Origin of the sequence: Bdellovibrio sp. HCB117 (assembly GCF_047305915.1) — a bacterium.
GTDB lineage: Bacteria > Bdellovibrionota > Bdellovibrionia > Bdellovibrionales > Bdellovibrionaceae > Bdellovibrio > Bdellovibrio bacteriovorus_B.
The window spans coordinates 1,521,144-1,545,326 of the sequence record NZ_CP178622.1; the positions used below are offsets into that span (position 1 = coordinate 1,521,144).

The 24,183-nt window shown below is 43.1% G+C and carries 22 protein-coding genes; 14 read left to right on the forward strand and 8 right to left on the reverse strand.

Features of this window, described 5'->3' with window-relative positions:
• The first annotated feature begins 47 nt into the window (after positions 1-47).
• Positions 48-2,378 (forward strand): fatty acid cis/trans isomerase, encoded by a 2,331-nt coding sequence (locus ACLWBD_RS07295; protein ID WP_413570323.1) that lies wholly within the window; start codon positions 48-50, stop codon positions 2,376-2,378.
• On the opposite strand, the gene ACLWBD_RS07300 is transcribed toward ACLWBD_RS07295, so the two are convergent.
• Complete coding sequence (locus ACLWBD_RS07300) at positions 2,363-2,956, reverse strand: histidine phosphatase family protein (RefSeq protein ID WP_413570326.1); 594 nt, start codon at positions 2,954-2,956, stop codon at positions 2,363-2,365. The two genes, ACLWBD_RS07295 and ACLWBD_RS07300, sit on opposite strands and share 16 nt — an antisense overlap.
• 54 nt (positions 2,957-3,010) lie before the next feature.
• Here ACLWBD_RS07300 and ACLWBD_RS07305 point away from each other — a divergent pair, with 54 nt between their 5' ends.
• Positions 3,011-3,736, forward strand: a complete 726-nt coding sequence (locus ACLWBD_RS07305; protein ID WP_413570327.1) for an EI24 domain-containing protein — start codon at positions 3,011-3,013, stop codon at positions 3,734-3,736.
• 35 nt (positions 3,737-3,771) lie between these two features.
• A complete protein-coding gene (locus ACLWBD_RS07310) occupies positions 3,772-4,221 on the forward strand; it encodes a Fur family transcriptional regulator (RefSeq protein ID WP_063245236.1) in 450 nt (149 codons plus the stop codon).
• On the opposite strand, the gene ACLWBD_RS07315 is transcribed toward ACLWBD_RS07310, so the two are convergent.
• On the reverse strand, positions 4,222-5,730 hold the full coding sequence (locus tag ACLWBD_RS07315; protein WP_413570330.1) for a PAS domain-containing protein: 1,509 nt from the start codon (positions 5,728-5,730) through the stop codon (positions 4,222-4,224).
• A gap of 115 nt (positions 5,731-5,845) precedes the next feature.
• Here ACLWBD_RS07315 and ACLWBD_RS07320 point away from each other — a divergent pair, with 115 nt between their 5' ends.
• The 4 genes from ACLWBD_RS07320 to pstB all read left to right on the forward strand — a co-directional run bounded on the left by ACLWBD_RS07320 (position 5,846) and on the right by pstB (position 9,482).
• A complete protein-coding gene (locus tag ACLWBD_RS07320; RefSeq protein WP_063208059.1) occupies positions 5,846-6,844 on the forward strand; it encodes a PstS family phosphate ABC transporter substrate-binding protein in 999 nt (332 codons plus the stop codon).
• Between the two features lie 72 nt (positions 6,845-6,916).
• Positions 6,917-7,792 (forward strand): phosphate ABC transporter permease subunit PstC, encoded by an 876-nt coding sequence (gene pstC, locus ACLWBD_RS07325; RefSeq protein WP_413570332.1) that lies wholly within the window; start codon positions 6,917-6,919, stop codon positions 7,790-7,792.
• On the forward strand, positions 7,792-8,709 hold the full coding sequence (gene pstA, locus ACLWBD_RS07330; RefSeq protein WP_063208053.1) for a phosphate ABC transporter permease PstA: 918 nt from the start codon (positions 7,792-7,794) through the stop codon (positions 8,707-8,709). Before pstC ends, pstA begins: the two co-directional genes overlap by 1 nt.
• A 5-nt stretch (positions 8,710-8,714) precedes the next feature.
• A complete protein-coding gene (pstB, locus tag ACLWBD_RS07335; protein ID WP_063208451.1) occupies positions 8,715-9,482 on the forward strand; it encodes a phosphate ABC transporter ATP-binding protein PstB in 768 nt (255 codons plus the stop codon).
• A 56-nt stretch (positions 9,483-9,538) separates the two neighbouring features.
• On the opposite strand, the gene ACLWBD_RS07340 is transcribed toward pstB, so the two are convergent.
• Together ACLWBD_RS07340 and ACLWBD_RS07345 are read right to left on the reverse strand one after the other, a co-directional pair.
• Positions 9,539-10,486: a hypothetical protein gene (locus ACLWBD_RS07340; RefSeq protein WP_413570334.1), complete on the reverse strand. Its 948-nt coding sequence runs from the start codon at positions 10,484-10,486 to the stop codon at positions 9,539-9,541.
• Between the two features lie 30 nt (positions 10,487-10,516).
• Positions 10,517-10,900, reverse strand: coding sequence for a hypothetical protein (locus ACLWBD_RS07345; RefSeq protein WP_413570336.1), 384 nt, complete (start codon positions 10,898-10,900; stop codon positions 10,517-10,519).
• A gap of 337 nt (positions 10,901-11,237) precedes the next feature.
• On the opposite strand from ACLWBD_RS07345, the gene ACLWBD_RS07350 reads away from it, so the two are divergent.
• Positions 11,238-11,549: a hypothetical protein gene (locus tag ACLWBD_RS07350; RefSeq protein ID WP_413570338.1), complete on the forward strand. Its 312-nt coding sequence runs from the start codon at positions 11,238-11,240 to the stop codon at positions 11,547-11,549.
• Entirely contained in the window at positions 11,550-12,623 is a 1,074-nt protein-coding gene (locus tag ACLWBD_RS07355; RefSeq protein WP_413570340.1) for an NAD-dependent epimerase/dehydratase family protein, read from the forward strand. It abuts the gene before it with no gap.
• A 31-nt stretch (positions 12,624-12,654) separates the two neighbouring features.
• On the opposite strand, the gene ACLWBD_RS07360 is transcribed toward ACLWBD_RS07355, so the two are convergent.
• Complete coding sequence (locus tag ACLWBD_RS07360) at positions 12,655-13,455, reverse strand: phage tail protein (protein ID WP_413570341.1); 801 nt, start codon at positions 13,453-13,455, stop codon at positions 12,655-12,657.
• Between the two features lie 257 nt (positions 13,456-13,712).
• On the opposite strand from ACLWBD_RS07360, the gene ACLWBD_RS07365 reads away from it, so the two are divergent.
• The 5 genes from ACLWBD_RS07365 to ACLWBD_RS07385 all read left to right on the forward strand — a co-directional run bounded on the left by ACLWBD_RS07365 (position 13,713) and on the right by ACLWBD_RS07385 (position 20,717).
• Positions 13,713-15,380: an LTA synthase family protein gene (locus ACLWBD_RS07365; RefSeq protein WP_413570343.1), complete on the forward strand. Its 1,668-nt coding sequence runs from the start codon at positions 13,713-13,715 to the stop codon at positions 15,378-15,380.
• 364 nt (positions 15,381-15,744) lie between these two features.
• Positions 15,745-16,911 carry an MBOAT family O-acyltransferase gene (locus ACLWBD_RS07370; RefSeq protein WP_413570345.1) on the forward strand — a complete coding sequence of 389 codons (1,167 nt, stop codon included), beginning with the start codon at positions 15,745-15,747 and terminating at the stop codon, positions 16,909-16,911.
• A gap of 7 nt (positions 16,912-16,918) precedes the next feature.
• On the forward strand, positions 16,919-17,923 hold the full coding sequence (locus tag ACLWBD_RS07375) for a hypothetical protein (protein ID WP_413570348.1): 1,005 nt from the start codon (positions 16,919-16,921) through the stop codon (positions 17,921-17,923).
• A 74-nt stretch (positions 17,924-17,997) separates the two neighbouring features.
• Positions 17,998-19,167, forward strand: coding sequence for a glycosyltransferase 87 family protein (locus tag ACLWBD_RS07380; RefSeq protein ID WP_413570350.1), 1,170 nt, complete (start codon positions 17,998-18,000; stop codon positions 19,165-19,167).
• Positions 19,168-19,172: 5 nt separating this feature from the next.
• Entirely contained in the window at positions 19,173-20,717 is a 1,545-nt protein-coding gene (locus tag ACLWBD_RS07385; protein WP_413570352.1) for a glycosyltransferase family 39 protein, read from the forward strand.
• Here the strand turns inward: ACLWBD_RS07385 and ACLWBD_RS07390 are convergent.
• The 3 genes from ACLWBD_RS07390 to ACLWBD_RS07400 are packed head-to-tail and all read right to left on the reverse strand — an operon-like array spanning position 20,714 to position 24,167.
• A complete protein-coding gene (locus tag ACLWBD_RS07390; protein ID WP_413570354.1) occupies positions 20,714-21,451 on the reverse strand; it encodes an SDR family oxidoreductase in 738 nt (245 codons plus the stop codon). The two genes, ACLWBD_RS07385 and ACLWBD_RS07390, sit on opposite strands and share 4 nt — an antisense overlap.
• The gene (locus ACLWBD_RS07395) at positions 21,448-22,800 is read right to left on the reverse strand and encodes an FAD-binding oxidoreductase (protein ID WP_413570357.1); all 1,353 of its coding nucleotides are present in this window, start codon (positions 22,798-22,800) and stop codon (positions 21,448-21,450) included. The genes ACLWBD_RS07390 and ACLWBD_RS07395 overlap by 4 nt, the downstream gene beginning before the upstream one ends.
• Complete coding sequence (locus ACLWBD_RS07400) at positions 22,752-24,167, reverse strand: UbiA family prenyltransferase (RefSeq protein ID WP_413570358.1); 1,416 nt, start codon at positions 24,165-24,167, stop codon at positions 22,752-22,754. Before ACLWBD_RS07400 ends, ACLWBD_RS07395 begins: the two co-directional genes overlap by 49 nt.
• Positions 24,168-24,183: the final 16 nt, after the last annotated feature.

A 24,183-nucleotide genomic window follows, 5' to 3' on the forward strand; every position in this document is an offset into this window, starting at 1 on the left:
ACAAGAAAGAGCTTTATAGTTGCAGAATACACGGGGAGTAAGGTTGTATGCAATTTATTAACATGCTTGTGCTTTGTTTTATTTCAGTTGTGATGACAAGCGTCTCAAAAGCAGATGAACCAAATTTCGACCTGTATACTCGCAAAGTGCAAGCTATTTTCGACAATCGCTGCGTGGCCTGCCATAGCTGCTTTAATGCTCCCTGCCAGTTGAATTTGCAGAACTTTGAGGGCTTCCAGAGGGGTGCCAGCAAGCTGAATGTATACGATGGGACTCGTATTAAAAGCGTTGCCCCGTCACGCCTTTGGATTGATGCTCACGGCGCTAAAGCGTGGCAGGAAAAAGGCTTTTTTGATTTGAATAACACTCGAAAATCAGAGGGAAATCTGTTTTTGAGTTTTCTCAATTTACGCGCGGAAAAGCAAAACGTCGAAATTGAAAAACAGGTGGCGCAGACGCAGATCTGTGCTTCACCGACAGAAGATTTTAAAAAATTGCAAAAGCAGGCTCCCTATTTAGGGATGCCTTATGGTCTGCCACCTTTAAGTGCCATGGAAATAGACACGATCCAAACCTGGCTTGAAGGGGGAGCGCCGGGACCCAACTCTGAAGCTCAGAAAGAACTTGCTCGGGTGCATGTAGAAATACAGAAACAAATTCAAGTTTGGCAGAAATTTCTGAATCAAACGGACCCAACGCATAAATTAGTCAGTCGTTATTTGTACGAGCACTTATTCTTAGCGCATCTTCATTTCCCTGAAAGCAAAGACACGTTCTTTCGCTTGGTGCGCTCGCGAACAAGTTGCCAGGAAGGTGTTCAGGAGATTGCAACTCGCAGGCCCAATGACGATCCGGGAGTTAAAAAATTCTATTACTGTTTTGCCAAATTTCCGGGCGCGATCGTGATGAAAACCCATATTCCCTATGCTTTAAGTCCCGCAAAGTTAGAGAGAATTAAGAAGCTATTCTGGGGAGAGTCTTGGAAGGTCCGCGTGATGCCGACCTATGAGCCGGGGGTTGCAGAGAATCCCTTCATTGCATTTAAAGATATTCCAGTGAAAGCCCGCTATCAGTTTTTGTTAGATGACGCTCAATACCATGTAAGCACTTTTATTAAGGGGCCGGTCTGCAACGGCAGTATGGCGGTGAACTCGATTCAAGAGCAGTTCTATGTGTTTTTCATGACTCCTCAGTCCGACAATATGGTTCTTTCAAAAGAGTATGTGGGAAAAGTAGAAGGTCTTTTGATGCTGCCGGGGGTTTTTGGAAGTGACGTGGATATTAAAGAGACACCTGTCTTCTATAAGAAACTTATTGATCACCGAGAGAACTATCGAAAAGCACGGACTGATGAACTAAAGAAACTAAAACCCCAAGGTTATGCCCTGTCTGATATTTGGAATGGCGACGGAGTAAACCCCAACGCCGTGTTAACAGTGTTTCGTCACGACGATAATGCAGTTGTTTTAAAAGGTGCTGTCGGGGATCTTTCAAAAACGGTGTTTGTTTTGGATTATCCTTTGTTTGAGCGTTTGGTTTATAACTTGGTTGTGAACTTCGACGTTTTTGGAAACGTCAGCCATCAGCTCTTGACCCGCGTCTACATGGACATGATTCGAATGGAGGCCGAAGAGTTATTCCTGATGTTCCTGCCGCCAGAGCAACGCCTTCTATACCGTCGCGAATGGTATAAGGGGCTTTTGACTCAAGTTAAAATGACTTATGTCTTTCCGACGATAGGTTCATCAGAGCCGACGTCAGTTCGCTTCACTGATGAAGGAAACACGAAAAAGCAAATGGTCGAAAAAATTCTTTTCTTTCACTTGAACGAAAAAGCGCGGGGGAGTTTTGATACCGTGAACTGGAAAGCTCTGCAAGTTCCTGAAAGCATGCAGTCGCAATTTCGAGTCGAGGGTTTACCAGCCGAGTTAAGAAAAATCGCTGCAGTGAAGGCGGAAGCAAAAACACCTTTTGCGCGATTTTTTCCCGACGTGGCTTATCTTAAAGTCGTTATGAACTCGGGCGATCTGAAAGTCTATTCCTTGATTCATAATAAAGAGCACGAAAGTGTTTCTTGGATTTTAGCTGAGTCTTTAAGAATGGCGCCGAAAGAAGATTCTCTGACTATTTATGAAGGGTATTGGGGGCCTTATCCCAATATGATTTTCGATGTGAAAGAACAGGATCTTTCTACGTTTGTAACCGCTGTGCAAAAGATGAAGTCTGAAAAAGACTATCAAAAACTTGTGACGACTTTTGGAATTCGACGCTCCAATCAAGGATTCTGGACACATTACGATGAATTGACAGCGCATTACCGACGGACGGATCCCACGAACTTTGGGTATTTGGACCTGACTCGCTACGAATTGAAATAGAATAAATCTTTTTCAGAATCCCATTCCACTTTGTAAACCACACAGTTGGGGATGGGTAAAAGCTCTTGAAGCTCCGGCCGAAGGCTGTGCAGAAACCGCCGCATAACTAACCCGTGTGTGCAGAGGCCGGCGCTATTAAACTCATGCCGCATGCAAAAATCTTTCAGAGCTTGAGTGAAACGTTCAACAGACTTTCTTGCAGACTCCGCTTTAGGAAAGCAGAAATCTGAATGGACGGGATCTACCGAGACCCATTTTTGCCATGACTCCATACCAAATCTGTCATGGGCTTCTTGTAAAGTCAGACCTTCCAGTTCTCCTAAGTTCACTTCACGAAATGCGGGTGACACATGCAAGGGCTTTGCTAAAAGTGAATTGGCAATACGAGCCGTCTCATGTGCGCGCACAAGGTCGCTTGTCATAAATAAATCGACTGAATTTTCTTGAAAATAGGATTGTAAACTGAGGGCTTGGTTTTGGCCTTCTGAATTCAAAGGAATATCAGTATGCCCTTGAATACGACGAATCGCATTCCAGTCAGTTTGTCCATGACGAAAAAGATGGATGGTTTTCAACATAGTGTCCTTATTGAATCACTTGCATGTCTTCGCATAAAGAGAAAAGATTTGAATATGAGCAGCATTTTGACTTCTTTGCAGCAATCTCTTCGGGCGTTGGCAAGACCGCGTATGGCTTTATTGATATTTCTGCCTCCGGTATTGTCGTTTGTATTTTTATTTGCCCTCTTCGTCAGCTTTTGGGCGGGCTGGATTTCCGGGCTGACGGGATTCTTTTCATCGTTGACCGCCGTGAATTGGATGACGACATTAACGGGACTTACGGACTTTGCCTATTGGTGCAGTGTCGTATTTTTGATTCTGTTATTTATTCCGATGGTGTTCCTGTTTGCCGTCTTAATGACGTCACTTTTTGTGATGCCCATAGTTCTAAAGTGGGTGGGCGAGGTCGACTTTCGCGGATTGCAGAAGAAAAAGGGCGGTTCACTTTTAGGAAGTATTTGGAATACTTTATCGGCGACCGTGATTTTTGTGATCCTTTTTTTAGTGACCTTGCCGCTTTGGTTTTTGCCGGGCTTGCAGATTGTCGTGCCACTGATTTTGGCCTCGTGGCTGAATAAAAAAGTATTTCTGTACGATGTTCTTCAAGATTATGCGAGCAAGGAAGAGCGCCATCTGATTGAGCAAAAAAGCTCTAAGGACCTTTATGGGTTGGGGCTTTTATTAGGGCTCCTTTCATATATTCCTTTGGCATTCTTCTTTGTGCCGGTTCTATTAGCTCTTTCTTACACGTATTACTGTCTAAATGCTTTACAGTCCCTGCGAAAGGGCGAATCCTAGTGGATTTCCGGGGGTAAGTGGTGTATTTATCCCCCATGTCTAAGTGTGGCAGTGAACGCAAAAATATCGATATCGACTCTTTAAACGAAAGAGTTCGTAAAGCTGGGATGAAGCTCACCCAGCAGCGTACACAAATGCTAAAAATTCTCTTAGCCCATCCAGATCCCATTTCTGCCGACGAAATCTTTAAAAAATTCGATGATAAGTCCGACGGAATGGATCTTGTGACGATCTATCGTATTCTGAAGAAATTTGAAGAGGCCGGCATCGTGTCTCGTCTTGAGTTCGGTGATGGTGTGGCGCGCTTTGAGCTCGCTCTTGAATCAGGACATCACCACCACCATGTCATCTGTCGCCAGTGCCAGCGCGTGGAGCCTATTCATATCTGTGATTTAGATCCGCATATTAAGATGGTCGAGACGATGGGTTATAAACAGGTTTCCCACCGCCTGGATTTCTTTGGTGTGTGCTCTCGCTGCCAGTAATCAGTCTTGAAATTTAGGAAGTGTGAACACGAAGGTCGTGTTTGTCGCATCCTTATTGAAGTTTAAATGACCTTTGTGATTCTTAATAATCCCTGCCGAAATTGAAAGCCCTAAGCCAGTTCCTTTGCCGACATCTTTGGTGGTGAAAAAGGGAAGCATGATTTGTTCGGCAATTTCATCGGGTATACCGGTTCCGGAATCAATCACGTGAAATTCCACGGAGTCTTCGGTCTCTTTGATCTGGATGCGAATCCATTTTTCATCAAGCTGAGAAATGGCATCAAAAGAATTGTTCAGAAGATTTAAAAGAACCTGCTCGATTTGAATAATACGACATTCAATTTCGAGTTCCGGGTCCACATCGGGAACCTCCACCTCAACGCCGTGATTGTAAAAGCGTGTTCGGCAGAATTCTAAAGTTTCTTCGACGATCTTTTTAACCGGGACGATTTCAAAAGGATCTAGTGAGCCTTCGCGCGCAAAAGAGCGCAGTGATTTAATAATACGTGCGATTTTATCAGCTGTACGACTGATGCTTTCTGCGGCTTGTTTGATCTTTTCAGGTTCTAATTTGTTGCTTTCAACCATTTGCGTAAGTTGAAAGGCGCGGGCCTGAATGACGGTCAGGGGATTATTGATCTCGTGAGCGATACCGCCGGACATTTCACCGAGCGCTGCCATTTTTGTAGCAGAGATAAGCTTTGCCTTGGCCTCAGCGATCTGTTGCTCGGTCAAAACTTCTTCTGTCGAATCCCAAGCGACACCATACATTCGAGAGTCATCATCTGTCATAAATTTTCCGTAACAGCGGATGTGATGCACTTCTTTGTTTTCCCAAGTGATGCGATAGGTGACATAAAAGTCTTGATGTTTTTCAGCGGCTTCGCGCACGCGCAAGTTGACCACTTCCATATCCGTGCGGTGAGAGCGCTTCCACACCTCTTCCAAAGGGGCCAGATCAGGATTGTAGGGGATGCCGTGAATGCGATACATTTGCGAATCCCAAAGAAGCACATTTTTTTCTAAATCCCACTCCCAGGTTCCCATATTGGCGGCGGAAAGAGAGAGGTTCAGTTTTTGAATCGTCTTCTTAAGTGTTTCTTCGTAAGCTTTTCGCGCGTCGACGTCAGTGGCGACTCCGAGCAATGTGGCGACTTCACCTTTGTCGTTCCGAGAAAAAACGGTGATGCGATCACTCAGCCAGTGATAGTTGCCGCTATGGTCTTTGAAGCGGTATTCGACGTTGAGGACTTCGCCGTCTTTGAGGTCTTTGGATTTTTTAACGCTTTGGCGAAGTGAGTCGAGATCTTCAGGATGCATGGTGCGGGAATAGTACTCTGGCCCCATCTTGCGAATTTCATCCAGAGTGTACCCATAGCGAGCCACGCCACGCTCGTTGATCCATACTAGGTTCTCTTCATTCACGTCGAAAATGTAAACGCTGTCAGACATCGTTCTGTGAATCTGTTCCAGAAGACTTGCTTGTTCTTTAGGCGATTTTGTATCCATACTGATTGGAGTTTACTCTAGCATTAGGTAACGCGAAACGGCTAAATCTAAATAAAACCTTAACAATACAGGGCAGCAATCTAGTGCTAGACCAATATCTTATACAGGAGTGTGTATGATTAAGAATGCAATTCTATCATTGTGTGTGGTTCTCGGTGCGTCCGCAGCTCACGCGCAAGTTCCAGTTATTAAAATCGATGGATCGAGCACTGTGTTTCCAATCACAGAGGCGATGGCTGAAGAATTCCAAACGGCCCAAAAAGGGAAGGTTCGCGTTACTGTGGGTATTTCCGGTACAGGTGGCGGCTTCAAAAAATTCTGCCGTGGCGAAATTGATATCCAAGATGCGTCTCGTCCGATTCAATCTTCTGAACTTGAAGCTTGCCGTAAAGCGGGAATCAAATTCCTAGAGCTAGCCGTTGCTTATGACGCAACAGCTGTGGTTGTGAACCCAAAAAACAAATGGTTGAACTCGATTTCTGTGGCCGACCTAAAAAAAATGTGGGAGCCCGCAGCTCAAGGTAAAATCCAAAAATGGAGTGATATCAACCCAGCTTGGCCTAAAGAAAACTTGAAACTTTACGGAGCGGGTTCTGACTCTGGGACCTTCGATTACTTCACGGAAGCTATCGTCGGTAAATCGAAGTCTTCTCGTGGTGATTACACTGCCAGCGAAGATGACAACACGCTTGTAACGGGTGTTTCAAACGACCTTCACGCTTTGGGTTACGTTCCTCTTGCTTATTATGAAGAGAATAAAGCTAAGCTTAAAGTCGTTGGTATCATCGGCGGCGATAAAGCTCCTAAAAAAGAAGCGGTGACGCCCTCTCGTCAAACAGTAGAGGCGGGTACTTACTTCCCACTTTCTCGCCCGATCTTCATTTATGTGAATGAAGCTTCTATGAAGAAAACGGAAGTTAAAGACTTCGTGAACTTCTATTTAAGCAACGCAGCTTCCATCGTTCCTGAAGTAAAATACGTTCCACTTCCGGCAAAAGCCTACGAATTAGGCAAAGAACACGTGAAAAAGAACAAACTGGGAACAGTTTTCGGTGGGCACTCTGAAGTAGGTCTTAAAATTGAAGAGTTGCTGAAACGTGAAGGTTCGTTGTAGTTTACGTCTGTGAATAAGAATCAACTCAAAAAACTAAATGAGTTTACATCCGCCGACCACCCGGTACGGCGGATGCGTCGTTTAAGAGAACGCGCTATCGAAACAGTTTTGTTTTTGGCGGCGGCGTCTTCTGTTTTGGTAACTATCGGTATCGTCGGTATCCTGGTTACGGAAAGTCTTCCATTTTTTAAAACTGTGTCGATCGCTGAATTTTTAACGGACACGCAGTGGACTCCGCTTTTTGAAAATCCTCGTTATGGCATTTTGCCTTTGCTTTGCGGAACCTTTCTTTCAACGATCATTGCTTTGTTAGTAGCCATTCCACTGGGAACAGTGGCGGCAGCATTTTTAAGTGAATATGTTCGTCCTTCATTCCGTGAGATTTTAAAACCGATTCTGGAGCTTTTGGCGGCGGTGCCAACGGTTGTTTACGGATACTTTGCTTTGCTTTTTGTAACACCTCTTTTGCAAAAACTGATTCCTTCTTTAGGCGGATTTAACGTCCTTAGTGCGGGACTTGTTATTGGGGTGATGATTGTTCCTTATGTCAGTTCTTTAAGTGAAGATGCCATGCGCTCGGTGCCCGGGCATTTGCGAGAGGCTTCTTTCGCCGTGGGTGCTTCACGCATGCAAACGGCTTTCCGCGTGGTGATTCCGGCAGCCTTTTCGGGAATTACTTCTGCTTATATTTTAGGTATCTCGCGGGCGTTGGGTGAAACCATGGTTGTAGCAATTGCTGCCGGCATGCAACCTAATCTAACGATGAATCCGACAGAACCAGCGGCAACGATCACCGCATTCATCGTGCAAGTGAGCTTAGGAGATCTTCCTCACGGCTCTATCGGTTATCAGTCTATTTATGTTGCTGGTTTAAGTCTTTTGGTTCTGACTTTGTGCTTTAATATTATCGGACTTTATCTTCGTAAGAAGTTTCAGGAGAAGGAATAATGGAAGTCCAACAAGATATTTTGGCGAATATCAAACGCCGTCAGATGTGGGACTTTGTTTTTGCTTTGTGCGGGCTGATGTCTTTATTGTTCGCACTTATTACGCTTCTGACTTTGATCGTGGATCTTTCGATGACGGGTGTAGCGCGTATTAACTATGACTTCTTTACGAACTTTCCGTCTCGTTTCGCTGATCGCGCGGGGATTTTATCTGCGTGGGTAGGATCTTTCTGTATCATGTTGACGACGGCGTTTTGCGCGATTCCATTAGGGGTCGCGGCTGGAGTTTACCTTGAAGAGTACTCTAAGAAAAATTGGATTTCCCAAATCATTGAACTGAATATCATCAATCTGGCGGGCATTCCTTCGATCACTTATGGTCTAATGGCCTTAGGTCTTTTCGTATATAAATTGAAGTTAGGGCAGAGTATTTTGACGGCAGGCCTGACTTTGGGTCTTCTCGTATTGCCCATCATTATCGTGACCACACGTGAAGCGATTCGCGCGATTCCTAATACCATTCGTGAGGCAAGTTACGCGATGGGCGCTTCTAAGTGGCAGACCATTCGCTACCATATCTTGCCTTATTCTTCTGGCGGTATTTTAACGGGTGTTATTATTTCTTTATCTCGTGCCATCGGTGAAACAGCCCCTTTGATTACGATTGGTGCTTTGACGTTTATTGCTTTCTTGCCTACGCCTCCGATTGAGGGGCATTTTCCTTTTGTGAACTTTAAGTGGCTCATGGATCCGTTTACTGTGATGCCGATTCAAATGTTTAACTGGTTGTCGCGTCCTCAGCCGGAATTCCACGTGAATGCAGCGGCGACAGGGGTTGTGCTTTTAGTGATGACCCTGATTATGAATGGCGGAGCGATTTATTTACGTTCTCGTTTCCGTAAAAAGATGAAATGGTAATAGATATGGAACTACAGCTTCGCGCCGAAGTTAAAAATTTGCTTTTCTCTTACGGGGATAAAAAAGTCCTTAACGGAGTCACTTTACCTATCTACGAAAACCGTGTGACGGCTTTGATCGGTCCTTCGGGTTGCGGTAAGACGACTTTGCTTCGTTGCTTTAATCGTATGCACGACCTTTATGCCAATGCGAACTATCAAGGCGAGATCCTTCTGCACCCGGATAAAAGAAATATTTTGGGTAAAGAGATCGACCCGATGGAAGTGCGCATGCGTATCGGGATGGTTTTTCAAAAACCAAATCCATTTCCAAAAAGCATTTATGAAAACGTTGCTTACGGATTGAAAGTTCGTGGCGTGAAAAAGAAGAGCTTTATTGAAGAACGTGTTGAGCGTTCTTTACAACAAGCCGGTCTTTGGAATGAAGTGAAGGATCGGTTGTCTTCTTCGGCGACAGCTTTGTCGGGTGGTCAGCAGCAGCGTCTTTGCATCGCTCGTGCTTTGGCGACAGAGCCTGAAATCTTGTTATTGGATGAGCCCACGTCGGCGTTGGACCCTATTTCCACTCGTCATATCGAAGAGCTTATCGGGGAGCTTCGTCGTGACGTGACGATTGCGATTGTTACGCACAGTCTGCATCAAGCGGCGCGCGTTTCTGATTATACGGCGTTTATGTACTTAGGGGACTTGATTGAATTTGGGGCGAGTGATCAGATCTTCACGAATCCAAAAGATCAACGTACCGAGAATTACATTACGGGTCGTTTCGGGTAAATCTTCTCGAGTCACTCTGAAATTGCGAACCAGCCGGGTGACGGCTGGTTTTCTGTCTAAAGAATAAATCTTAAAGAAAGCTTAAAGTAGTAGGCGTTTCCAATCGACACCGCGTTGTCTGGATCTGGAACATAGTTTTCATCGATGAAGAAGCGGCGATCAAAAGAATGTCCTGCTTCAAGGTCGGCGAAGATTTGTTTTGTGATCGGGGATTTGATTCCTACGAAAAGTTTTTTGTCATCGTAGAAAAGACGATCTTCTTTATTTTGTCTGCCGTAAAGATAGTAAGTGATTTGAGAAAAATCGACTCCGGCATAGAGTTTCGCAAAGTCCGTAACTTTATAGTATACAGAAGTTTTGACGATCCAAGGAACAAGGGTAAAGAAATCCCAACCGTACTTTTCAGCAAATTGCCAGTTAAATGTGGCAAACGGAATTCCCAAGACAGACCGAAACTCTTTTGAAGGATTGTAGAAGTAAGCAAAGCCCGGAAGTGGAATGTTATTTAAGATCGGGCGATTGTTTGAATAGTCGACAAGCAAAAGCCAGCGACTGGATTCATCATCGGGGTAAGAATAAAATGCGGTGACTCCCAAAGTGGTGACGTCGGCGCTTTCAAAAGGTCTGTCACTTGCGGAACCGTAGCGTGCATTGACGGACCATAGGCGCTTATCATCAATCACGCGCGTATATCCTAAGCCAAATTTAATATCGTAAAGGCCGTAGATTTCATTTTGCGCGGGATCAACGAGATATTGAGAGCCGCTTAAGTTCAAAGAGACCGACTGCAAGTCAGTTTTATAAACGGGCGTGGTAAAGTCGAACGATTGATAAGATGTCGATGCACGCTCTTGCGGGAACTCCGCTTTATCAAAAAACAAACCTGTATACGAAAGAATAGTTCGTTGTTGGCCGGGGGGAGTAAGTCCCTCCATCATTCCTTGAGAGTAAGCTTGGGATGTGAAGAGTAACAAATAAACTAAAATGCCAAAAGCGTGTTTCATGCTTTGTCAGCATAGAAGTTTTTTGCGTACTTACACAACAGATTTTTCCATTCTGACTACGCGAGCACAATTCTGGCAGATCTCTGAAATCGGCCACTGAAGCTCCGCCGGCTTCACTTGGACTTCGTGTAAACAGTGAGGGCATGGAACCGCGCCACTTAAAACTTTTCCTTCACTCTTGTAGCTTCGGAGGGCGAAGAAAATTCCAAGGCCAAAGAATAAGGGCACACTTACAAAGTGAAAGACGGGGATTAAAACAGAGACCAAGGCGACTCCCCAAAAGAGTGCGAGCTTTTTTAAAGCTTGAGACATCTTTTCAGGTGGCGCGAACCACTTGATGTAAACGACTCCATTTTGAATTCTTTCGTCACCGACGTTGGCGGTGACTTGGATTTTTTCTCCGGTAGTTTCCATGACGTCCTCCGTGATGAACACTTCAAGATTATGGGACGATTGACAAAATGTATTGGTCCCAAAGAGTAGTCCTCACTGCTGACCTTTGGCAACCGTCAACATCCTTACAGGAACTTAAGTACTCTTTTCGGATCGGATCCCGTACCGTAGTTAAGTATTTCTTGGAGTCCGCGCGACACAGCCACGGAAGTCGAAGCTATTTGCGAAGACTTAAATGTTTCGCCTTGTCGGGTTGTCGTCGTAAGCTCCAGGAAAGTCACCTGGCGGTGGTCCTGCTGCGATGTTTCCTACCGAAAAAGATACCTCCCATACATTTCCCTCGATAACCTAAATATCTATGAAGTCACTGCACTCTGATAAATATTTTATTCGCGAATCGCTTTACAACTTGGTCGAGCTTTCTTTGTTGGCTCGTCTTTATGAAGAGCACTGCATTCCGGCGGCAAGTACCGGAAGTCTTAATCAAGAATCTCTTGCGCAGACTTTGCTTAAAATGAAGGCAACTGAAGGTAAGGGCGAGCTTCGCGTGGCTATCTTTGATACAGATCCGATTGGATTTTACTGGGAGTTTCAGGGGCAGGTGCTTGCGCACTGGGTGCATCCGGAACATCGTAATCAAGGTGTCGAACAGGGACTTTTAGGTTCTTAGATGAATTCTTCAACGTCCGCGGCTTTTTGGAAAGGCAAACGGGTTTTTTTAACTTACCCGAACTCTTTTTTAGGAGCGTGGACGGCTTTATCTCTTCAGCACCTCGGAGCACAAGTTTTTGGTTTTGGTGAATCTTTAGAATCTTCGCCAAATCTTTTTGATCTTACAAACCTTGGACAGACCATTGCTATGACGTACGGAGATCTTCGCAACGAAGAATCTTTGCGTCAGGCTTTGCAATTTGCGCAAGCCGATGTCGTTCTTCACCTTGGTGAGACGGGATTTTTAAAAGACGGGGAACAACGGCCATTAGAGTTGATCTCTAAATCTGTGTTGGGAACAGCGCAGTTGATGGAGCTTCTTCGTGAGACGGCGTCGGTTCGATCCGTTGTCGTGTTGGGTACAGATAAAGCTTATGTCCGTGCTAACGATAATGCAGCGGTGAATGAATCATCTGCGGTGGGCCCTTCGGGAATTTTTGCGACGTCGAAACTTTGTTCTGAGTTTATTGCGCTTTCGTATCGTGATTCGTTTTTCTCTCCAGAGAAATATAATAAACATAAAGTGGCTATCGCGACAGCGCGGATTTCTTCGGCCATAGGTGGCGGGGATTTTTCTTCTGAAGGTTTGATTTTTCAAGCGGTGCAAAGTTTTTTGGGAAAGAAAACTTTTGAAGTTCGCAATCCTCAATCCGTCCGACCTTGGATCCATGTTTTGGATCAGGTTTCGGGGATTTTGTCTGTGGCTCAGGGGCTTTTTGAAAAAGGCCCTAAGCTTTCGTCGGCGACCTATAATTTGGGCGCCTCCGAATATGAGTCGGTTGGCGAAGTGATGAAAGAGTTTAGTGAGGCGTGGGGGAAGACTTGGTCTTCGGTCTCTGTCGCGGATTCCCCGAAATCTCTTTCGATTCATGGTCAGTTGAATAGTGAGCAGGCTTTGACGGATCTTGGTTGGAAACCGCAGTGGGATTTGTCTCACGCGCTGGTTGAGACGGCGAAATGGTATCAGGGTTATTATGCGGGGCACTCGTCGGTGGAGGAGTTGACGGGCGTTTTGCGGGGGTATTTTAGTTAGGGAGTTGCGAATACAACTCCCCTCGTAGACACTAGCGTTTAATAATGTAGTTCACGTATACATTTTTAGGGCGAGTTTCTGAAGAAGTTCGCGCCACTCTTGACGCATCAAATCTCAAAGCCGATGTCGTAGATGCTCCTGAAAGCTGTGCGGTGTTTCCGCCTGCAGTTGGATTATTTCCCTGAAAAAATGCTCCATCCAGTGAGCCTGCTGACCGATCAACACCGAATCCGCCAGTGATATTTTGTAGAGCATCCGTCTGAACAGAGCCAACTCTGTTATCTTCGAATCCTCCTACATTTGATGCGACACGATCATTTATGGCGGGATCGCGCGGAGCTGTTAAAGAAGGAAGTTCGGTAGCACTCCCGTTGACACCTCGGAGAAAACGACCTCTTAAGTCGGGAAGATTGAATGCATCACCTGCAGCATATGAAGATAGAGTTCCATCAGCATTTCTGGTTCCATTTCCGAAGGCTTCTTTAATGGCATCGTACAATGCTTCGTTACCAGCTATAGGCAGAGCTCTTCCATCTGCAAAGTAAAACCCCGGAGGTTCTGATTCACCGCCATAAGGTAAAATAATTCCCGGCGGCAAGATGGATTCGCCAGCGGAAAGTGGTACCCAGCCGACATCAGTCTTTCCATAGAATCGGCGGTCATTCCCTGCAGCCTCGTAGATGATTTCTCCCTCTTCAGGTTGAAATACACTATTTCTGTCCATAATTGTCGGTGCGACAAATTTTAAACCCATCGCAGTAAGGTCTTCTTTGTACTTAAAACCCAATGCTGGAACAGCGAATAACAACATGATCAATAATTTTTTGTTCATCAGAACTCCTTTTCTGTGTGTTGGAAGTTTAATTACAGACCGAATATAAATCAAATTAATGTTTGTTTTATAAATAGAGAATGGTTTTCTTGCTTCTTTCGTCGTGATTTTTCTCGCGGACTACTTGGACTCGGTGCGAAACACCTAGACTAGCGTCGTAAGAAGGTTCACGAAATTTGAATAGATATTTCGATGTGATTTTTTTGACTTCTTTGATTTTGCATCAAATTTCTGTAAGATTTTCTTCTAGGTGAAAAATGCACATTAAACTTTTTGATAAAGGGCAAATCTTTTGGGGACTTCTATTATTGAGTTTCTCGAGTCTTTTTATTCAGTGGTTTGTATTTGATTATATCTTGCCCACGAAATTGCTTTTGCCGTTGTTGGTATATGCGTCTCTGCTGCTTGTACTCCGGCCTTATTTTGCCGCCGCGTTCGTTCTACTGCTAGAGGCTTTGTTATTACGAATTCACATAATGAAACTTTCATACACGAATACTGCATTGGAAGCTTCGGATATTTTTGGTTGGAAACAAGCGCTTTTTTTAAAGAGCTATACAGATTTTTTGATTCCTCTTTTATTGGTTGGAATGCTTTGGTGTCTTTTCAAAGGCTTTACGATAAAAAAACGTCAGTTCGTTTTCCTTCCAGTTTTGTTGTTAGTTACGACTTCATGTATGCAAGAGCGAAGACCGACAGATTCATCGGTGAATTTGGTCAGTTATTTGTTTCGTGTCGCGAAAGTTCATTACGTTGATTGGAACTTTGCCACGAATATCAAAGAGAATGGTGTTTTAAATCATCTGTTTTTAACGCTACCTATGGGGCAAATTCCCGCTAAGGGGAAGATTCGTCTAGGTGAGCGAAAGGTTGCAACGGTTCATAACGCCAAAGATATGCCAGATGTTTTTCTGGTTCTTTGCGAGTCTTGTTACACAAGCACCTCTGCAAAATTTGTAACGCCGATGGCTGATCTTGAGAAAGCGGGATTCGCGCGATCCACCATGATTTCTCCGGTCTATGGGGGTATGACTGCAGAGGCAGAGTTTGAAGTTTTAACTGGATTGCCAAGCCAAAGATATAAAGGGATTGATTTCCAGTACTTCGCAGAAAGTTATTCGGAACACGCAATGGCGCTGCCAAGAGTTTTCTCAGAAAACGGTTATGCTACTTTTTCTTCGCATAACAATCGCGCCTTTTTTTGGCGCAGGGATGTTGTGCATCCTAAATTTGGTTTTGAGAAATCTATCTTTCTTGAGCAAATGAATTGGCCAGACATGTCTATAGTGCCGAAGGATGATATCCTTTTTAGAAATGCACTGGCACAATACAAGGCTAACTTAGATGGAAATAAAAAGACTTTTTCTTTCTTAATCACCATTCATACCCATGGCCCCTATAAAGATGTGAATGGTGATGGGGGAGAAGCGGATTATAAAGCCAAATTACAAGAGTCTCTAAGCGAATTTTTGAGTTTTCAGGCGCAAGTTCATGAGTTAGCTCAAAAGAATAAGCGTCCTGTTTTGTTTTTGATTTTTGGTGACCATAAACCTGCTATGACAGTTTCATTCTATAAAAAACATGTCTTCAGTGATGATTTCTTCACTGAAAAAGGCGAAAAGAGCGAGGGTTTTCGGTTTTCATCTTTGAACGATTCGCAGCGTTTAACCTATGGAAGAGTCCCACTTTTTGTTAGCGCATTTAACACTAAAGGCTCTGGTCTAGCGGAATCTATTGCACGTGAAATTCATGACAAACCAATCTACTGTCTTCCGGGAGTTCTTTCTGAATCAATTCCCATTTATCATGAGTTTTACGGCTACCTTAAAGATGTCTGCAAACGTAGTTCAGAAGAACTTGTTGATAAGAGTGTGATAGATACCGTATTTCCAGAAGAGATATACGGGAATCTACTATTCGACTGATAGCTATTAGTGCCAAATATGCCCATATTTAAGTCATTTTTATCGGTGAAGCCTTGCAGCAAATGTCAAATTGGTTTGTTGCTTTGCAAGGCCGCCGCTTTTCTATTATTCATGCGTAATGCTTTTTAATTCGTATATTTTCTTATTCTTGTTTTTGCCGTTAACGCTTTTGGGTTATTACGTAATCAAGAAAAAGAAGATTCAGTTATGGTTTCTGTTTTTATCCAGCGTGTTTTTCTATTGCTACTGGAGTGCGACGTACGTTTTTTTGCTGCTGTTCACGGTCGTGCTGGATTTTTATATCGCGAAGGCTATTTATTATGCGCAAACTCAGAGGCACAGAAAAATACTTCTAATAACCTCCATGTCCGCCAATTTGGCGATTTTAGGTTTTTTTAAGTACTACAATTTTTTTGCTGATACATTGAATAGCTCAGTAACCGCATTCGGCGGCGCCTCCGTGCTGCCGGCTTTACAGCTCGTGTTGCCTATTGGAATTTCGTTCTACACTTTTCAATCAATGTCGTACGTAATTGATGTTTATCGAAGGACATCAGATGCTCATGCGCATTTACTTGAATTTGCAGGGTATGTGACTCTATTCCCACATCAGATATCCGGACCGCTGGTTCGTCATAACCAGATCGTACCCCAGCTTGAAAGTTCCTCTACCTATGTTTTCCATGCTGAGAACTTTTGGAAAGGTTGTTATTTCTTTATTTTTGGCCTCTCTAAAAAGATGATGATCGCCGACAGAATAGCTGCAGTTGTTGATCCGTTAGTAGGGAATATGGCCTCTGCATCAAATGCAGAGGCCTGGCTCGCGATGATAGGGTACACGATGCAGCTCTACTTTGATTTCAGTGGATATTCCGATATGGCGGTAGGCTTAGGCCTTATGATGAATATTCAGTTCCCAGCTAACTTCCAGTCACCTTATAAGTCTAAATCTATAACTGAGTTCTGGCAGCGATGGCATATTTCATTATCTTCCTGGTTGAGAGACTATCTTTACATCTCTTTGGGTGGAAATAGGGAAGGTAAACTTAAGACCTATAGGAACCTACTTTTAACCATGGCAATTGGCGGTCTGTGGCACGGAGCAAGTTGGACATATGTAGTTTGGGGCGTATTACATGGTGGTGTCCTTGCTATGGAACGTTTCTTTAAAGATAAAGGCTGGGATCTATTAAGGTTCAAATCTTTAAAATGGTCTCTAACTTTTCTTTTTGTATGCGTGGCGTGGGTGTTTTTCCGAGCGCCAAATTTTCATGAAGCGAGTCTTTGGCTGCAGAAGGTGTTTTTCTTAAATACGGATATCTCTTGGGATATCATTCTTATCCCTGTGCGACATAAAGACCGATTTATAGCGGCGCTGGTAGTAGCATGTGGTGCTGCGTTTTTTATGCGCAACACTTGGGAGATCCAGTTTAAGCCTAAGCTTCGGAACGCTCTTCTTTTGGCTGTGTTATTTGTGATTTGCCTTTCGTACATGGGTGAGGAGTCACCATTTCTGTACTTCCAGTTTTAGGAGCCACATGAGTTCAAAGAATTCCATAGTTGTGTTTGGATTAATGTCAATTTTGCTGCTCATGTTGGTCGGTGCGATTAATTATTGGGTAGATCCGCAATGTTACTACCGATGCGAAACTGTCGATTCCTCAAAGAAGACCTTAAATACCTATTATCAAGCAGCGCAAAGAATAATGGCATTTCCGGAAACAGAGCTGGTTATTTTGGGTTCGTCTCGAGGTGAAACTACGTCACCATTATGGATAGAACAAGAAACGGGTTTGAAAACTCTGAACCTATCCGTTTCCGGTGCCGAGCTTATAACCAAATTAACTCTTTTAAAGATTGCTGAACAAAATGCGAAATTAAAGAAGGTCATTTGGCTCGCGGACTATTTTGATTTAATTGGAGAAACCACAGATTCGAAAATTAAGAATACGCCAGCGCTCAGAAAGTATTTTTTGAGTAAATCAAATGACGAAGGGGCCTTTCAAAAACTGAAGTATCTGCAAAGTCTGGTCGATCACAATACCTTAGAAGCTTCGTTACACTTTATTAGTAACAAAGAAGCAACCAAGATCACTAAAGGCGCCGGCAGTGAACTCAATTTGTCCGATTGTGAGTCCGAAAATTTTGCTGGAAAAGAAACACCGGAGAGTCTTCGTAAAGAAGTAGCTTTATTGTATCAAAATTATTCGCAAGGTGTCTTGAGACCATCACAAAATCCTGATTCGATGAGGACGTTCGCCAACGAGATGAAACGTCTTAAGCATCAGGGAATAGATGTGATTATACTTATCACGCCATATCATCCAGAGTTTCTAAATCGACTTAAGACGGAACACGTCGACATTTTTGAAAGGCACCAAGAGTGGATTAGGGAACTAAAAACTCTTGAAGTTGATGGAATTAAAATAAAGGACGCTTTTCAAGGGATGAGAGCGGACGACGGATCCCCGAAGTATTGGAATGATGGAGTTCACTTTACATGTCATTATTCTATTATGATGCTCAAGGCATTGCTTAGGTAAGGTTTAGATTGCGGGGCGGCATTGTTGTTCCTTGCATACCGAAGCAAATACGTGTTGGTTATAAATCAGAGTCAATGATGGTGAATTCACGATTTTTTAGTCTTTTTAAGTATCTCATATTTGGAGTAATTGCTCTTGCGGTTCTTCAGACACCCCTGAAAGTTTATTTTTCCAACAAGGGTGGATGGGATCATCATATATACTGCGAAGCCATTAAAGTTTCCGATAAGGGACTAGACCCATACATTACCGCGAATCTTGGCTCTGAATTATCTTTTACTTACCCTGCTATCTTCCTTGAAGCATATAGACCGTTCTGCGTTGGCGGGCCTAAAGCATATTTAATTTTTCATTTTGCTATTCTTTTATTTATCAGTTTCGTTTTGATTCGAAAGCTAAAGTGGGACCCTTATTTGACCATCACGTGGCTATTCTTAGGCTATAATGCTGCTTTTTCAAATTATAACACGGGTAATATTGGGATCTTTGAAGCCCTTTTCTTCGTATTATTTCTTTGGTGTTTTAAGGCAAGAAATTATCAAGGGGGTATATTATGGCTTTCACCCTCGGCTTTCGTTAAAGTCGTACCTTCACTAATGGCAATTCCTGCAATTTTATTGGCAGGGGACACCGTTAAGCAGAAAGTAAAAGCCTTTTTCGTTTTTGTTACAGGCGTATTGAGCTTAGTCGTTATAAACTTCTTTTACTCTCAGGAACTGTTTTATAGTTTTTTTAGACAGATACTCGGAAAATATTCCAATCAGCACAGCCCTATCAATGAAATTGAGTCGAACGCATCTAATATTACGATTCTACTTTTCTTTAAAAATCTCAGTGAAAAGTTATTGAATGATTTCTGGATCGCGGGCGCACTGTTCTTTTTAATCTTACTCGCGTACTTGTCTTATTTTGTGTGGAAAAGTGTGATTAAAACTGAGCGAGATAAAATCGTTCAGCTATGTTGGAGCTATCTGTTGTTAATGCTTTGGCTTCCACGTTTAAAACCGTATTCGTTGCTTATTGTATGTATCGTAATGATTCCAATACTAAAAAAGCTAGGACGTCGTACGGCGACTTTACTGCTGCTTACTACAATATTTCATCGAAGCTTAAATGGAGATAAGTCAGACCCTTGGATAGATTTCTTTATGAATAACTCCGCTGTGTATGCATATATCGGGATATTGATTTATCTTGTTATCCGATTAAGAAATCGCACTGATCACGTGAATGGTAAGGAGTGAGGTCGGTGCCTATTTCTTCGCTTCTAATTAATTTTTTATTGCTGCTGGTTCTTTCTTACTGGATTCGTGAAAACGCGAAAGCTCAGAAATTCATGTCGTTTGCTGCTAGGGCGATACTGATAGTGGCATTTATTTGGTTATCATCAAGTGCGCTGGCATATCTTATTACACCGTTGTTCTTCGATCATGCTGAGGCGAATATCGCTTCTGTAGCTGCTTTATGGAGGAAGGGATATCCTATTTACAGCGAGTTAGATTCAGAAAGCCGATACTCGCTACTTTATGGCCCTTGGCCTTATTTAGTTAACGCGTTTTTTCAGTCCAGTGGATTGCCCGTTATTTTTGCTTCGAAGCTTGCGGGTTTGGCTAATTTGGCATTTTTGCTATTAGGTACAGTCTTGTTGGGCCGCGATCTAAAGCTAACCAAAAAGGATCAGTTTTATTCGGTAGCTATGATTTCAGTGGTTCTCCTGGGATTTTACAATTTCAGCTACTGGAATAGACCGGATTCGTTCCTAATGACGTATGTGTTTTGGTCGTTGTTGCTGGTTACTAATAGAAATGTAGCAGGAACTTGGGTGATGTATTTAGGGCTAGGGATCTTGGGTGGTATTGCCGTCAACAGCAAGCTTCACAGCTTGTTGTATTTTGCGCCAATCGTTGCTTTGTATTGCGACGAAAAGAGACACCAAATTTCAGCTAGGAAGATAGTGGTAGGGGTTTTGGTATTCTTGTTGGTGGCGATGGCACCGTTTCTTTTGCCCGAAGTAAGTAAAGATTCTTACCTCGTTTGGCTAAAAATGGCTTCTAGACACGGATTAGTACTAATGGACTCAATAAAGAACGCCACCTTTATTGCTTGTTTTCTTCTTTTGTTAGTACTTATTAAATTTTCCCAAAGATATAAAATTACCTTCATTGTTCTTTGTCTGTCATCGCTACTTATCGCTATTGCTGCCAGTAAGCCGGGAGCTGGGCCACATCATTTTTTGCCGTTGATTCCTGTAATATTATGGCTGGCCATTAAAGAATATTTTGGCAAACCAACCGAAGAACGACCGGTATATAATTATATTTTTGCAGCTTTCTTATTAACAGTTTCCTTAAATGCCGTTAACCGACAAAAGCGTGTTGTGGAACTCCTATCTGAAACCACAAAACGAATTGAAGAATATAGTGATCTTAAAGCGTTATTACAAAGGCTACCTGCTGGTCGTATAGAGTTTGGGTTCACTGACAATAAAAATTATGAGTCTACATTTTATAAAGCATATCTAGTTAACGAAAATCGAAGCCTACTTATTGACGGAGCCGCTTTGATGGATATGAGAGCCTCTATGATAGATCTGCCTGAATCAACTTTAGAAGCACTGAAGAATTGTAAGGTTTCCTACATCGTGTTTCCTAAGAGCGGAGAGCCTTGGAGTATTCTGAGCTTTTATAAAGATATCCCTCTATTTTCAGAGGAATTTAAGGATCTCTTCAACGAGAAATTTCAGCTATTATACTCCACTGATCATTTTACTATCTATAAATGCCGGTCGCACTAAAGCCTAAGACGCTTGAATACAGTCTCTGGAATGCATTTAATAATGATCATAATTAATCGCCAGACGGTAGGTAAATAGACTGTATTCTTCTTTTTCTCGATGGCCACAATAATACCTTCTGCAACCTTCGGCGCTTTGCCAAACAAAGCCGTTTTTTTGTGATCTTTGGTCATCGGGGTGTCTACGGGGCCTAACTTTAGGTTCAGTACATGGACGCCGGTAGAAAATAATCGATTTCTTAGTCCGTCAGTATATGCAGTTACGCCAGCTTTTGCTGATCCATAAACGTAGTTTGATTGTTTTCCTCTGTCGCCAGCGACAGAGGAAATCACAGCAATTGTCCCATAGCCCTGACGCTGCATTTTTTGAGAGATATAGGTAAGTAACGAAGCGTAAGAAACAAAATTACTGTTTAGAATATGCAGCATTTCCCCTTGATCTACTTCAGCTTTTCTTGGATCTCCAAGGACACCGTGGGCGAGTAATACTATGTCAATTTTGGAATGTTTTTCCCAAATCTCATTAACTTTTGATTCATGTATCTTTAGGTCATTCAAATCGTGACTAATTATTGAAATCTTCGGACTTCCGCGGACTGAAAGATCTTGTGAGATAATATCGAGCATCTCGGTATTGCGCCCCCAAAGGATCATTTCTTCTTTAGATTGAGCATACAATTTTGCGACCTCTTGTGCTATCGCTGAAGTGGCGCCGATGACTAAGATTTTTTTCATTTTACACGTCTCCAGAAGCTAGAGGAAAAATTCGGATCAATATACTTTTCAAATTCATTCATTCGGGGATAGAACTCAGCAAAACTTTCTTTGCTCATACGAGCGTCTTTCGCTGGATATACAGCACCTTTCACGGAGCGAACGATCTGATCACACTGTTCGAGCGTTCTGTAAAGCGTTTCTCCATGATTTGGAAAATCAAGTGCAAGTGTCACGCCTTCTTTCGGGAAAGAGAGCAATCCTTCCGACGGAATGGAGCCAAATGTTTTTAAAACCGCTAAGAATGACCCCATTTGGCTTCTTTTAAGTAGATTAAAAATTTCTTTGAGAGCCGCACCCGCATCTTGTTTATATGGAATGACGAATTGGTATTGCAAGAAGCCCCTTTTTCCGTAAATTTTGTTCCAGTTATGGATAGAATCTAACGGATAAAAAAACGGTTCGTAGTGAACAATACTCCTTTTGTGGGAAGTAAGATTTTTTCGATAATAAAGTTCGTTGAATGCACGTATCGAAAAGCTATTTAAGACCCAATTAGGAAAAAACAAGGGAACGCTTTTGAATGTTTCTGTTTTGTGCACCGAAAGATTATTGGATTCTGCGGAGTCAGAATGATTTCCGCGAATAAAAATCCCACGCACGTCTTTGCTATCGGTTACACAGTCCACCCAAGATACAGTGAACTCAAACTCTTTCTCTGATTGCTCCGACAGCGCAAAAAAATCACTCAAGGAATCGAATTGGATTTGTTCCTGCGTGATTGAAGAAGAGTGGATTTTCGTGAGTCGAAATTCAACCCAGGTTATTAATCCAGTTAATCCCAATCCGCCAATCGTAGCGAAAAAGAAATCACTATGATTGTCACGTGAGCAAATTATTCTTTCGCCTGTGGAACGAATCAGTTCAAACGATAAAACATGATGTCCAAAGTTCCCTGCGCGATGATGGTTCTTTCCATGAACATCGTTAGCTATTGCTCCGCCAACAGTCACAAACTTTGTGCCAGGAGTGACGGGGAGAAACCATCCCCGAGGGACTGCAAACTGAAGAATTTCATCGAAACTTACTCCGGCCTCACAGCGAAGTAGGCCGGTGTTATCATCGAACGAGATGAAGTGGTTTAATTGACTGGATAACAGTAAAGTACCATCTTCATTTAGACATGAATCTCCGTAAGAGCGTCCTAGCCCTCGAGGCAGGTAGGAAGAACTCAAAGAAGGAATCTGTGCATTTCTGCTTGGCACAGAATAAACACTTTGATTTTTTATGAAGGGATAAAAACCCCAGCTTGGGTAATCCATTACAAAGCTGTCCCGAATACAAGACCCAATATTGCCAAACAAATCCAACTGATTTTGTCCTTCACTGCGAAGACAACGGGGTCATCATGAATCTCATCGCGATTGGTCAATATCCAGATGCGAGAGATCCAGAATAACAGTACCGGAGTGGCGAACCAAAGATTTTGGGGAGTGTTATAAAGAGATCTAACATCGCTGCTCTGGAGGTAGAGCAAGACGATCAAAACGGATAAGAGCCCGGACCCCACTCCCAAACCTTGAACCATGGGATAGTCAATTTGCCGGTAGCCTCGTCCATCCAAAGTGATCTTGTTTTTGCTGCGTATAATCTCCGTATATCGTTTTACACAGGCGAGGCTGAAGAAAAACAAGGTGGAAAAGCTTAGTAGCCACTCAGAGACGGGAACACTTGTCGCGGCTGAACCTGCAAAAATGCGCAACGTGTACATCATAGATAGAATTAAGATATCTACAACGACACTTTGTTTGAGATAAAATGAGTAAGCGAGATTTAGTGTTAGATAAGTTATTATCCAACCGGAGTACTGAATTGGCAAATACGATGAAATTAAAGCAACTCCGAATAAAAGCGACGATAAGAGTATAACACCCCATTTTATCTTTAGGTCCCCGGAAGCGAAGGGACGATGCTTCTTGGTGTGGTGATTTCTATCAGATTTTAGGTCAAGAAGGTCGTTCAATACGTAAACGAACGAAGCCGCCAGGCTAAATCCCGCGAATGCCAACAAGCCCAGAAGTACAGTTTGATAATTCAGGAATTTGTGTCCCGCCAAGGCGGGTAAAAAAACCAAGATATTTTTTATCCACTGATGCGGTCGAATTTGCTTGGCTAGCAACTTCCAAGTGGGTTTCGTTTCGTCTTTGAGAATGGTTGTTGGCTTATTTAACTTTGCAATCTGATGCTGTAGAGCCTTTGAAGGATTTACGGCAACGACTTCCGTAGACTCGCGCCAGATAGCTAGATCCGCAAATGCATCGCCCACGTACGAAAACGGTGTTGAGCCTATGGAGCTTTTAATCGCATTCAACTTCTGTAAGCCTTTTAGGTTTGTGTTTGCGTCGCTTCCAATAACATGGCTAAAAAGGTCTAGCCGTTGAGAGATCTCGTTTACCCAAACATAGGGACTAGCTGAAGCGAGTATCAAGTCACATTTATTTAGATCGCGTTGCTCCTTCAAATAAGTGACAACATCATTTCGAAGAGGAACGAGGTGTGGAGTTTGAGGAACGTGTTGTGCGAGTTTCGCCTTAAAATGGGCCTTACCGTAAAAGAGCCAGAACGGGCTTGCCAAAAATACCAGAGGCTTTGATTTAAGCAGTACAAGCCATTGTTCGTATAGCAAGTCCGTTTTTAAGAGGCAGTCGTCCAGATCACACACAATGAAATGTTTCATTTAGTGAATTTAGATA